The organism is Kribbella sp. CA-245084 (assembly GCF_050942355.1).
Taxonomy (GTDB): Bacteria; Actinomycetota; Actinomycetes; order Propionibacteriales; family Kribbellaceae; genus Kribbella.
Genome location: NZ_CP192053.1, coordinates 6286362 through 6298755, shown reverse-complemented (window position 1 = coordinate 6298755; position 12394 = coordinate 6286362). Strand labels below are relative to the sequence as shown.

At 61.4% G+C, this 12394-nt stretch carries 9 protein-coding genes and 2 rRNA genes; 9 read left to right on the top strand and 2 right to left on the bottom strand.

From position 1 onward, the window contains the following. Nucleotides 1-232: 232 nt before the first annotated feature. Entirely contained in the window at nucleotides 233-634 is a 402-nt protein-coding gene (locus ACQPYH_RS29895; RefSeq protein WP_432877985.1) for a hypothetical protein, read from the top strand. Here ACQPYH_RS29895 and ACQPYH_RS29890 read toward each other — a convergent pair whose 3' ends face one another. After that, nucleotides 635-1459, bottom strand: a complete 825-nt coding sequence (locus ACQPYH_RS29890) for an aldo/keto reductase (RefSeq protein WP_432877983.1) — start codon at nucleotides 1457-1459, stop codon at nucleotides 635-637. Nucleotides 1460-1670: 211 nt separating this feature from the next. Here ACQPYH_RS29890 and ACQPYH_RS29885 point away from each other — a divergent pair, with 211 nt between their 5' ends. Both ACQPYH_RS29885 and ACQPYH_RS29880 read left to right on the top strand, forming a co-directional pair. Beyond that, nucleotides 1671-2300: a hypothetical protein gene (locus tag ACQPYH_RS29885; protein ID WP_130449426.1), complete on the top strand. Its 630-nt coding sequence runs from the start codon at nucleotides 1671-1673 to the stop codon at nucleotides 2298-2300. Between the two features lie 231 nt (nucleotides 2301-2531). Then, nucleotides 2532-3497, top strand: coding sequence for a hypothetical protein (locus tag ACQPYH_RS29880; RefSeq protein WP_432877980.1), 966 nt, complete (start codon nucleotides 2532-2534; stop codon nucleotides 3495-3497). Nucleotides 3498-3556: 59 nt separating this feature from the next. Here ACQPYH_RS29880 and ACQPYH_RS29875 read toward each other — a convergent pair whose 3' ends face one another. Continuing rightward, nucleotides 3557-3850, bottom strand: coding sequence for a hypothetical protein (locus ACQPYH_RS29875; protein ID WP_242000911.1), 294 nt, complete (start codon nucleotides 3848-3850; stop codon nucleotides 3557-3559). A 139-nt stretch (nucleotides 3851-3989) separates the two neighbouring features. On the opposite strand from ACQPYH_RS29875, the gene ACQPYH_RS29870 reads away from it, so the two are divergent. From ACQPYH_RS29870 to ACQPYH_RS29845, 6 genes are all read left to right on the top strand, one after another. After that, nucleotides 3990-4343, top strand: a complete 354-nt coding sequence (locus ACQPYH_RS29870; RefSeq protein ID WP_432877978.1) for a helix-turn-helix domain-containing protein — start codon at nucleotides 3990-3992, stop codon at nucleotides 4341-4343. Nucleotides 4344-4394: 51 nt separating this feature from the next. After that, nucleotides 4395-4598, top strand: coding sequence for a KTSC domain-containing protein (locus ACQPYH_RS29865; protein ID WP_432877975.1), 204 nt, complete (start codon nucleotides 4395-4397; stop codon nucleotides 4596-4598). A 69-nt stretch (nucleotides 4599-4667) separates the two neighbouring features. Further along, complete coding sequence (locus ACQPYH_RS29860; RefSeq protein ID WP_371403546.1) at nucleotides 4668-4895, top strand: hypothetical protein; 228 nt, start codon at nucleotides 4668-4670, stop codon at nucleotides 4893-4895. A 66-nt stretch (nucleotides 4896-4961) separates the two neighbouring features. Beyond that, nucleotides 4962-6275 (top strand): serine hydrolase domain-containing protein, encoded by a 1314-nt coding sequence (locus ACQPYH_RS29855; protein ID WP_432877972.1) that lies wholly within the window; start codon nucleotides 4962-4964, stop codon nucleotides 6273-6275. A gap of 822 nt (nucleotides 6276-7097) precedes the next feature. Then, nucleotides 7098-8622 (top strand): 16S ribosomal RNA (locus tag ACQPYH_RS29850). A 486-nt stretch (nucleotides 8623-9108) separates the two neighbouring features. After that, nucleotides 9109-12229, top strand: a 23S ribosomal RNA gene (locus tag ACQPYH_RS29845). The 16S and 23S rRNA genes sit together here, the layout of an rRNA operon. The last annotated feature ends 165 nt before the right edge of the window (nucleotides 12230-12394 follow it).

Genomic DNA, 12394 nt, shown 5'->3' with positions numbered 1-12394 from the left:
AAGGGTGGTAGCTGGCTGCCTTTGTGGAGCTGACCGCAGCCGGCTGCCTCTGTAGCTGATAGCGCCACGGCCCCCGGGAACTTCCCACTTCCCCCGGGGGCCGAGGTGCGTCTGCTCACGAGTTGCCCAGGTAGAAGGCTGAAGCGCTCCCAGCCTGGCGCTTAAGCTCGCCGGCGACCCATCTGCCATCGCAGGGAGCCGCCCCATGCAGTTTCTGTCTCCGCTTCGACGCATGGCTGCTGCTGCCGCCGCCGGGTTCTTGCTCGCGGGCGTGCTGGCCGCTGCTCCGGCGTACGCGAACTCTGCCGCCAACTGCTACGCCAACCACACCAAGGAACTGGTGAACTCGCGCCTGAGCGCCGCGGTCTACTGCACGGACGGCGAATGGCTCGGCGTCCACGACGACCAGGCAGACGGCTACAGCGCCCGCGCCGCGATCCAGCTGTACCAAAGCCAGGTCGGCTTCTGGTACGACGCTCACGAGTGCTTCGACGACACCACGGTCGCGGACTACCAGGGCTGGAGCTTCTGCAACTTCTCGGTGCCCGACGGCACGCTCATTCGGATCCGCTTGTGGTCCTCCAAGGGCGGCGTCGAGTCCTACTCGGTCGTTACGGGCTCCTTCGCCACCTGATCAGTGGCCGGCGCGGTCGGAATCGGCGGGGGCCTTCGCCGTACCGTCCAGATCCGACAGCGCAGTCAGCTCGTCGGCGGTCAGGTCGAAGTCGAAAACGGCTAGGTTGTCTGCGAGCCGGCCACGGTCGGCTGACTTCGGGATGGGTACGACGTCTTGCTGCGTCTCCCAGCGCAGCACGACTTGGCCCGGCGTCCGCTCGTACTTCTTCGCGAGGTCCTGCACCGTTGGATGGCTCAGCAGGTCGGTGCCCTTGCCGAGCGGACTCCACGCCTCCGTGACGATGCCGTGCTTGGCATGGAACTCGCGCTCGGCCCCCTTGGCCCACACCGGGCTCAGCTGGACCTGGTTCACCTCGGGCGTCACGCCGGTCTCGTCGATCAGCCGCTGCAAGTGCGCCGGCTTGAAGTTCGACGTACCGATTGCGCGCACCAGTCCGGCGTCCCGGAGCTCGATCAGCCCCTGCCACGCGTCGACGTACCGATCCTGGTCCGGATTCGGCCAGTGGATCAGGAGGAGGTCCAGGTATTCGACGCCGAGCTTCTCCGCGCTCGCCTCGAACGCCATACGCGCGCCCTCGACGCTGTGCCACCTCTTGTTGAACTTCGACGTCACGAACACCTCGTCGCGCGGCGCACCCTTCAGCGCGCGCCCGACGCCGACCTCGTTGCGGTAGTTCTCCGCCGTGTCGATCAGCCGATACCCGAGCTCGAGCGCCGTACTCACGGCTCGCTCGGCATCCGCATCGTTCATCGGCGACGTCCCGAGCCCGATCCGCGGCATCGCAGATCCGTGACTCAAAGTGACGGTTGGGGCCTGACTCATCCAACTCCTCCTTCGGCTGACGCTGCCCCGACACCGTACGCCGATCACAGTCCGCACCCTCCGTGCCGACCGTCCGGAACCGGCCGGATCCGCCGTACGCCGTACGGCCGGGACGACCTGTCTCAGCGCCGGGAAACCACCCTGCGAACTGTCGGATCCGTGGTTCATGATGGTCCCGTGGGGCCTCGAAACACGTTGGAGGGGTGGGCAAATGAAGAACCGTCTGATCACTCTGGTGGACCTCGGTCTGGACAGCTCGTTCGACGCGTCGATGACGTTCGTCCAGGGCATCACCGGGAACATCAACGCAGGCTGGAACCGGCCGGTGATCGACGTGAACTTCATCCGCAGCCGCGATCACGAGACAGCTTTCTCCGCCCTGACCACCCCGTCCTCGGTCCTGCACGTGATGGCACACGGTGACCACAGCGAGGAGCCGTCCTTCCTGTCCACCGACGGCCAGACCCAGGTTTCGCTCCGATCCCTGGCCGACTGGTTCCTGGATCGCCAGTGGGGGATCGCCAGCGGTGTCGTCATCGCCGACGGCTGCAAGACCGGCATCGGCAAGTGGCAACGCGCGATCCGCGACTGCCTGCAGGACGACATCACCTACATCGGCACCAGCACCGTCATCGGCTGGTACGAGGCGACCGTCTTCTGCTCCGCGTTCTACGGCGCCCTGGTCCGCAACCGAGGTCTCGGCCGCACCCCTGCCGAGCAAGGCTGGGACGCCGCCAACAGAGCCATCCGCGCCTACGAAACCCTCACCGACCAACGCTGCCCCTACAAGCCCGTCCTCCTCACCCCCTCTCGCCAGGCCCTCCGGTCGCTGACCGGCTGACCTGGTCATCGCTCGCAGACGGTCAGGCGCCGGCGCGTCCAGGTCGTGGGCGGCGACACGCTTTTGGCGGCTACTTTGAGTGAGGTATGTGAGACTTTTTGTGGACTCGTCGTGTGGCGCAGTCTGTGGTCTGGGTTGCCGGTGGCTCGGATGGTGTGAGGACGGGGAAGCCGTCTGAAGCGCATTGGCCGACCTGCTGACCTCCGCCCGACGCGGTGAAGGAACGCGCCCATGAAGCTCCACCGGAACTCCCTCCTGACTGCTGCCGCGATTGTGCTGGTGCTGTACCTGGTGTCGCTGGTCATCGGCCTGCCGGGCTGGTCGGCCGTAGTCCTCACCGTGGTGCTCCTGGTCCTGCTGGCCGTCGTCTGGAAGCAGCCCGACGAACCCCGTCCAGTAGTGACCAAGCCGGCGCCGCCCTCCGTAGTCCTCCCGGATCCAGATCCCGTCTTCAGCGGTCCACCGTCGCGGACGGTGAGCGACGTACGGCTGCCGTCCGCTTCGCCCGACTTCCAATTCAGCTTCTCGGCCGTCGTCCAGTGGTCGACCGTCCTGTCGGGCTCGCGCCATGCGGACCTCGGCGCGGTGGCGGTCGACGCCTTGCTGGAGCGGGCGCGATCGCTGACCGCGAGGCAACAGGTGATGGAGGAGTCGCTCAACCAGCACCGACTGGCTGCGCTGCTCGGCGAACCCGCGCTCGACGAGAAAGGCCTCGTCCGCAGCTGGGCCACGGACGTGCGACTGCGACTGCCGGATGCGGACCAGAAGCACCTTCTGCAGCTGGCCGCGCTGCATCGGCGGGAGCAGACCACTCTGCTCGAACGCCGGATGGAGCAGGACAAACGCGCCTACTTGAAGGACGACGTGTTCGCCACGCCTGGCTCGGCCGCGGTCTGGTGGCTGGTCAACCACCCGGGTGACGTGGAGACGGCACTCGGTCTCCTCGACACCCTCGCCGAGTTGTCGGCCGCGGCGAACGATCTCCCGATCCGCCGTACCTCGGCAGAGGAGATCGAACGCCAACGGCCGACCCGCGCCGAACTCGCCTTCAGCACGGCAGTCGACGATCTGAAAGACCTCGACGACTCCGAGAGCCCGGAGCCGGAACAGAACGGCGCGAAGAGCCCCACAGATGAGTCGCACCAGCGTCCTGTCCCACGGCACGCCCCCTACCGAGAGCAGTTCTACTCGGAGTAGGCCGGTGAGGCGAGCCGGCTGCAGGGTGGACCCGCCCCACCGAGATCGGCTACGCATAGCTACTCGTCCAGCCAGCGGATCGTGCTCGATCCACTGTGGCCGTGGATCGTCAGCAGGGCGTCGATGCCGTCCGGCCAAACGGTCGTCGTCGCGTACTGGCCGCCCCAGTGCAGTGCGACCGTCCCGTCGCTCCACTCGACTCCTTCGGCGATCACGCCTGTTCCGCTGACGCCGGAGGGGTCGGAGTGCCGGATCAGCTGGAAGCAGCGTGGCCCGGACGTGCTCGCAACCTTCAGATGACGTCGCCGCGTGCTCCACGGCAGCGTCGCGGTTCTTCCGCTGATCTCGTCCATGCGCCAAGTCAACGCGTGACCGCGTGTCCTCACCAGGAACTCAACCGGTATCCACAGCGCACAAATTCTGCCCACCAGCGGTCACCGAATCGCCATATTCTGATAGCAGGGAGTAACCGACAGGCAAGGGAGCAGAAGGATGACAGTCATCGACGAATGGACCGGTCGGCATGCACATGCCTTGCGCACGGCGCTGCGCCTGACCAACGAAGCCTTCGCCGAGCACCTCGGCATCTCGCCGCGCACACTGACGAAATGGCGGGAGAGACCGGAGCTCGTGCCGAGTCCCTTTCTCCAGGAGGCGCTCGACACCTACCTCAAACAGGCGCCCCCCGATGCACACCTCCGGTTCGCCGCCAACCTCGGCCTCGACCAGCGGCAGATGCCGATCGACGACACCGTGCTGACCCAGCTCAACACGGCCCTCGGCGACCTGGCCCGCGCCCTGGCGCGGCTGCAGACCGATGACCCGGAGCGATCTCGCACCGCTTGACGCCGAGCGGCAGACTGGGCGCCGCAGCGCGAGGTGCGGAAGGAGCCACGCATGAGGCGACGCCCGGTGAATTCGTCGAGTGTGCGGTCGGTCGGATGGTCCGACGGCACGCTGGAGCTCGAGTACGTGAACGGCTACGTCTACCAGTACTTCGACGTTCCACAGCCGACGTACGCCGCGCTCCTGGCCGCGCCCAGCATCGGCGCGTACATCAACAAGCACATCAAGCCGCACTACGAGTTTCGCGAGATCTGAGTTTCTGTCAGGTTCGCGGCGGGCACCTGAGGAGCGCAGCACGGGGGCACGCCGAACCAGGAGATGCACATGGCTACCCGGAGAGCTACTGCGACCCGTTCCCGCGCGATCACGATCATTCTCGTCGTCTGGCTGCTGATCGGCCTCGCGGCCGCGGCCCAGCGCCACTACTTCGAGAGTTCACGGACTTCCTGTGCCAAGGTCGGGACGGTGCTCGTCACGATCGTCGCCGGCCCGCTCAACTACATCGGCGCGAACCCGAAGATCGACTGCAGCACACCTCAGCCGTCGCGGTGATCCTGCTCCAGCGAGCCGTGTCCGCCGTACCGTTCCAGCAAGAACTGGATCGGGAGGGACACGGACATGCTGGAAGAGGAGATCAAGGCGGATCTCGAGAGATTCAACGTGCCCGGCGCGAGCTGGGTGGTGATCGAGGACGGTGCTGTCCACGAGACCGGTACGGCCGGTCTGGTGGAGGCAGGCAGCTCTCGGGCCGTCGCGCCGGACACGTTGTTCCAGGCCGCGTCGATCAGCAAGCCGATCGCCGTACTGGCGATGCTGCGGCTGGTCGATCGCGGCCTGCTCGACCTCGACGAGGACGTCAACGAAAAGCTCAAGTCTTGGCAGATCCCACCGACGGGGGCGTGGCAACCCGTCGTGACACTGCGGCAGTTGGCCAGCCACAGTGCCGGATTGACTGTGCACGGCTTCCCTGGGTACGCCGAGGGAGCCTCGCTACCCACAACGGTGCAGATCCTCGACGGCGTCCGGCCGACCAACACCTTCGGCGTACGCGTCGACCTCGTGCCAGGCACACAGTTCCGGTACGCCGGCGGCGGCACGATCGTCATGCAGCAACTCTTGGAAGACGTGACGGGTACGCCATTCCGTGAACTGGTCCGCGAGTTGGTGCTCGAGCCTCTCGGCATGGCCGACAGCGACTACGCCCAACCTCTGCCACCAGAACTCCGTAGCAGGGCTGCCGTCGCGCACGACCAACGTGGTCGCCCACTCGAAGGCCGCTGGCATGCGTACCCCGAGCTGGCCGCAGCCGGCCTCTGGACAACACCAACTGACCTCGCCAAGGCAGCTATCGGCGTGCAGCGGATGTACGCAGGGGCCGACGGCGCGCTGTTGCCGCCCAAGCTCGCGCGGGAGATGTTGACGCACCAGATCTCTGCGGGACAGCGGATCGGTGGGCTGGGACATCTGGGACTCGGGTTCTTCCTCGATGACTCCGGCCGGCGGTTCGGGCACAGCGGGGGTAACGCTGGGTTCAGCTGTCACTTGCTCGCTGATCGCGACTCGGGGCAGGGCGCTGTGGTGATGACGAACAGCGATAACGGTGGCTGGGTGGTGCAGAGAGCATTCGCTGCGGTGGCTGCGGAGTACGGCTGGGAGGGGTACCCGGGTGAGGTGGATACGCCGGATCTGCCGAGTGACGAGGTCCTGGCGGAGCTGGTCGGCGCGTACCGGCTGGACGGCAGGGTTCCGTTCGCTGTTGAACGCTGGGGGAGGGGGATCGAGGTGACGTTCGATCGTCAGCCTCCGCAGCTCTTCATGGCGCGGTCGGCGACAACCTTCAACGCCATGGAGACGGAGTCGGGGTTCGAGGTACGCGACGGGGGACTGGTCTTCGAGCAGGAGGGAGTCGTGCTCGACTGCGTCCGGGAATAGGTTCCGGGGACGTCGGGTTACACCTGATGCCGTCCGGTTCGTGACCCCGGGCCTCAACCTAAGCCGCTACGAGCGGCCACTCGCCGAGAGGCGTCTCCTGGACGGTGCGGTGCTTGACGAGGTGGGAGCCGGCTGACCGGCTCCCACCTCGTTGTCACCCTCGCGAAAACGACTTGTGTGGGTGCGGCATGATGGAAGTGTCACTCGCGGAGACGCGAGTGAGTGATGTGACCAGAGGGATCAGCACTGCTTCCCTCGACGTCGGTTGACCGGTGTCGAGGACGGGTGCCGAGGAGCTCGGACGAGGGTCCGGGACCCCGATTTGCATCCGCACCATGAATGTCAGTAATGTTCTTCTTGTTGGAGCGAGGCGCAGGACGCGAAAGCGGCCGGCCCTTCAACAAACTCCCTGAAGGTCTCGGCAGCCGAAACACGCCCCGGTGGGTTTCGGACACTGAGACACGCAGAGAGACTGAATCGAAAAAGGCCGATTTGACCGGCCGGAAGCGAAACAGTAAAGTAGGGCGAGTTGCCCCGGAGCTTCAAACGAAAGTCTGAAGCGCGGTGTGCGTCCGATTCTTGAGAACTCAACAGCGTGCCGAAAGTCAATGCCGAAAGATGCATTAACCCCGTTCACAGGCATTGAACATTTCTCCTAGCCCTGGGTCTTTTGATCTTGGGGTTCGGGTTTGTTTTGTCTGTGACGGATTCCTTTGAAATTAATACGGATGACAAGCCAGTATTGGTTGTTTCTGATTCAAAGGATCACTCAAAGTAGTCTGTTTTCCATGGCCTTTTGGGGTTGTGGTTGACATATAGATTTCAACGGAGAGTTTGATCCTGGCTCAGGACGAACGCTGGCGGCGTGCTTAACACATGCAAGTCGAGCGGTAAGGCCCCTTCGGGGGTACACGAGCGGCGAACGGGTGAGTAACACGTGAGCAACCTACCCTCAACTTTGGGATAAGCCTCGGAAACGGGGTCTAATACCGGATAATACTGACCGTCTCATGGTGGTTGGTTGAAAGTTCTGGCGGTTGGGGATGGGCTCGCGGCCTATCAGCTTGTTGGTGGGGTAATGGCCTACCAAGGCGTCGACGGGTAGCCGGCCTGAGAGGGCGACCGGCCACACTGGGACTGAGACACGGCCCAGACTCCTACGGGAGGCAGCAGTGGGGAATATTGCGCAATGGACGAAAGTCTGACGCAGCAACGCCGCGTGAGGGATGACGGCCTTCGGGTTGTAAACCTCTTTCAGCAGGGACGAAGCGAGAGTGACGGTACCTGCAGAAGAAGGACCGGCCAACTACGTGCCAGCAGCCGCGGTAATACGTAGGGTCCGAGCGTTGTCCGGAATTATTGGGCGTAAAGGGCTCGTAGGCGGTTCGTCACGTCGGGAGTGAAAACTCGGGGCTTAACCCCGAGCCTGCTTCCGATACGGGCAGACTAGAGGTAGGCAGGGGAGAGCGGAACTCCTGGTGTAGCGGTGGAATGCGCAGATATCAGGAAGAACACCGGTGGCGAAGGCGGCTCTCTGGGCCTTACCTGACGCTGAGGAGCGAAAGCGTGGGTAGCGAACAGGATTAGATACCCTGGTAGTCCACGCCGTAAACGTTGGGCGCTAGGTGTGGGGGACATTCCACGTCCTCCGTGCCGCAGCTAACGCATTAAGCGCCCCGCCTGGGGAGTACGGCCGCAAGGCTAAAACTCAAAGGAATTGACGGGGGCCCGCACAAGCGGCGGAGCATGCGGATTAATTCGATGCAACGCGAAGAACCTTACCTGGGTTTGACATATAGGGAAATCTCGCAGAGATGCGGGGTCCGTAAGGGTCCTATACAGGTGGTGCATGGCTGTCGTCAGCTCGTGTCGTGAGATGTTGGGTTAAGTCCCGCAACGAGCGCAACCCTCGTCCTATGTTGCCAGCACGTCCTTCGGGATGGTGGGGACTCATAGGAGACTGCCGGGGTCAACTCGGAGGAAGGTGGGGATGACGTCAAGTCATCATGCCCCTTATGTCCAGGGCTTCACGCATGCTACAATGGCCGGTACAAAGGGCTGCGAAACTGTAAGGTGGAGCGAATCCCAAAAAGCCGGTCTCAGTTCGGATTGGGGTCTGCAACTCGACCCCATGAAGTCGGAGTCGCTAGTAATCGCAGATCAGCAACGCTGCGGTGAATACGTTCCCGGGCCTTGTACACACCGCCCGTCACGTCATGAAAGTCGGCAACACCCGAAGCCGGTGGCCTAACCCTTGTGGAGGGAGCCGTCGAAGGTGGGGCTGGCGATTAGGACGAAGTCGTAACAAGGTAGCCGTACCGGAAGGTGCGGCTGGATCACCTCCTTTCTAAGGAGCATTCGGCGCCGGCTCGTCAGAGTCTTGGTGCCTATTCATCGTTTCCAAGGCGAATGTTCTTGGGCGATGGTGCTTCGGAATGTGGAACATTGACCATTAGGCCAGGAGCTTTTCTGCACGATGCTAGTACTGCGTCCCCTCTCGAGGGAAACGCGTGGAACGCGGGTGGTGGATGAGTGAGTGGCCGAGGCGCGCTGTTGGGTCCTGAGGAATCGGGCCCTGGACTTGTATGAGTCTTGGGACTGTTTCTTCTGGGTCACGGTCACACTGATGTGAGTTGGTGTGATGGGTGGCTGGGGCCGGCTCTCACCATACTGCGGTGGGGTTCTTCTTCTGGGTGTGTTGTTTCCCTGGGGGTGGGGTTCTGTGCTGTAAGTGGTGGTTTGGGGCTGGTTTTCCTGCCCGTATTTTGAGAACTGTATAGTGGACGCGAGCATCTCTTTGTAGCGTAATTTTGCTTTTTGTATGTTTGTTTTGTGACAAGCTACTAAGGGCAATCGGTGGATGTCTTGGTACCAAGAGCCGATGAAGGACGTTGGAGCCTGCGATAAGCCCCGGGGAGTTGGCAACCGAGCTGTGATCCGGGGGTGTCCGAATGGGGAAACCCAGCTGGCATTCTAAAGCCAGTTACCAGTGCCTGAACACATAGGGTTCTGGAGGGAACGCGGGGAAGTGAAACATCTCAGTACCCGCAGGAAGAGAAAACAAAAGTGATTCCGTGAGTAGTGGCGAGCGAAAGCGGATGAGGCTAAACCATGTGCGTGTGATAGCCGGCGTGCGTTGCGCATGTGGGGTCGTGGGAGCATTCTAGTCTTAATGCCGTGAGACTAAAGAGTTATCAATCACTGTTGAAGTCGAATCTTCTGGAATGTTGAGCCGTAGTGGGTTATAGCCCTGTAGGCGTAAGACAGTGACTCTTGAGTGTTTTCCCAAGTAGCACGGGACTCTTGAAATCCCGTGTGAATCTGGCGGGACCACCCGCTAAGCCTAAATACTTCTTGGTGACCGATAGCGGACTAGTACCGTGAGGGAAAGATGAAAAGTACCCCGGGAGGGGAGTGAAATAGTACCTGAAACCGGTTGCCTACAATCCGTCGGAGCATTCACTTTGTGGGTGTGACGGCGTGCCTTTTGAAGAATGAGCCTGCGAGTTAGTGGTGTGTGGCGAGGTTAACCCGTGTGGGGTAGCCGTAGCGAAAGCGAGTCTGAATAGGGCGCTTTAGTCGCATGCTCTAGACCCGAAGCGGAGTGATCTATCCATGGGCAGGTTGAAGCGTGGGTAAGACCGCGTGGAGGACCGAACCCACCAGGGTTGAAAACCTGGGGGATGACCTGTGGATAGGGGTGAAAGGCCAATCAAACTCCGTGATAGCTGGTTCTCCCCGAAATGCATATAGGTGCAGCGTCGCGTGTTTCTTACCGGAGGTAGAGCACTGGATGGTCTAGGGGGCTTACCGGCTTACCGAAATCAGCCAAACTCCGAATGCCGGTAAGTGAGAGCGCGGCAGTGAGACTGCGGGGGATAAGCTCCGTAGTCGAGAGGGAAACAGCCCAGATCACCAGCTAAGGCCCCTAAGCGATTGCTAAGTGGAAAAGGATGTGGAGTTGCCCAGACAACCAGGAGGTTGGCTTAGAAGCAGCCACCCTTGAAAGAGTGCGTAATAGCTCACTGGTCAAGTGATTCCGCGCCGACAATGTAGCGGGGCTCAAGCAATCCGCCGAAGCTGTGGCACTCACACAAGTACCCGGCCAACTTTGTTGGTCCAGGTGTGTGGGTGGGTAGGGGAGCGTCGTGCAGCGTGTGAAGCAGCCTAGTGATGGAGTTGTGGATGCTGCACGAGTGAGAATGCAGGCATGAGTAGCGAATGACGGGTGAGAAACCCGTCCGCCGGATGATCAAGGGTTCCAGGGTCAAGCTAATCTGCCCTGGGTAAGTCGGGACCTAAGGCGAGGCCGACAGGCGTAGTCGATGGACAACGGGTTGATATTCCCGTACCGGCATTAACACGACCCGACCGAACCCGCTGATGCTAAGGAATTGAAGCTCTGATGTCTTCGGACGGAGGAGTGGAGATTTTGACCCGAGGTGGTAGTAGGTGCATTGAGGAGTGACGCAGGAGGGTAGTCCAACCGCGGCGATGGTAGGCGCAAGCTGATCCGCGGGCAAGGTGGTAGGGCGAGGCATAGGCAAATCCGTGTCTCACATAGCCTGAGAGCCGAGGCGGACCCGTTCAGGGGAAGTGGATGATCCCATGCTGCCGAGAAAAACTTCGCAGTGAGTGTTAGAGCCGCCCGTACCCCAAACCGACACAGGTGATCAGGTAGAGAATACCAAGGCGATCGAGTGAACCATGGTTAAGGAACTCGGCAAAATGCCCCCGTAACTTCGGGAGAAGGGGGACCGGATCCGTTACCTTACTTGCTAAGGGAAGCGGTGATGGTCGCAGAGACCAGGCCCAAGCGACTGTTTACTAAAAACACAGGTCCGTGCGAAGAAGTAATTCGATGTATACGGACTGACGCCTGCCCGGTGCTGGAACGTTAAGGGGACAGGTTAGCTGGCTTAGGCCGGCGAAGCTTTGAACTTAAGCGCCAGTAAACGGCGGTGGTAACTATAACCATCCTAAGGTAGCGAAATTCCTTGTCGGGTAAGTTCCGACCTGCACGAATGGCGTAACGACTTGGGCGCTGTCTCAACCGTGGACTCGGCGAAATTGCATTACGAGTAAAGATGCTCGTTACGCGCAGCAGGACGGAAAGACCCCGGGACCTTTACTACAACTTGGTATTGGTGGTCGGTACAATTTGTGTAGGATAGGTGGGAGACTGTGAAGCTCGGACGCCAGTTCGGGTGGAGTCATCGTTGAAATACCACTCTGATTGTTCTGGCTGTCTAACTTTGGTCCGTTATCCGGATCAGGGACAGTGCCTGGTGGGTAGTTTGACTGGGGCGGTCGCCTCCTAAAAGGTAACGGAGGCGCTCAAAGGTTCCCTCAGCCTGGTTGGCAATCAGGTGTCGAGTGTAAGTGCACAAGGGAGCTTGACTGTGAGACAGACATGTCGAGCAGGGACGAAAGTCGGAACTAGTGATCCGGCGGTGGCATGTGGGAGCACCGTCGCTCAACGGATAAAAGGTACCCCGGGGATAACAGGCTGATCTTCCCCAAGAGTCCATATCGACGGGATGGTTTGGCACCTCGATGTCGGCTCGTCGCATCCTGGGGCTGGAGTAGGTCCCAAGGGTTGGGCTGTTCGCCCATTAAAGCGGCACGCGAGCTGGGTTTAGAACGTCGTGAGACAGTTCGGTCCCTATCCGCTGCGCGCGCAGGAGACTTGAGAAGGGCTGCCCCTAGTACGAGAGGACCGGGGTGGACGAACCTCTGGTGTGCCAGTTGTTCCGCCAGGAGCACGGCTGGTTGGCTACGTTCGGGAGTGATAACCGCTGAAAGCATCTAAGCGGGAAGCACGCTTCAAGATGAGGTCTCCCACCGGGTTAACCGGGTAAGGCCCCCAGTAGACCACTGGGTTGATAGGCCAGAAGTGGAAGCGCCGCAAGGTGTGGAGCTGACTGGTACTAATAGGCCGAGGGCTTGTCACACACACAACACCCCCCATAGGGAGCGTGTTGTCAGACTTTGAAGAGCCTGCGCTACTTGTAACGATGTTCGCGTTCACTGTACGGTTCCCGGAATACGGTCACCCCAGCACCAAACCCTCCCTGAGGGGGTTTGTGGTCTTGGTTGGTTGATAGTGTTCTCATATT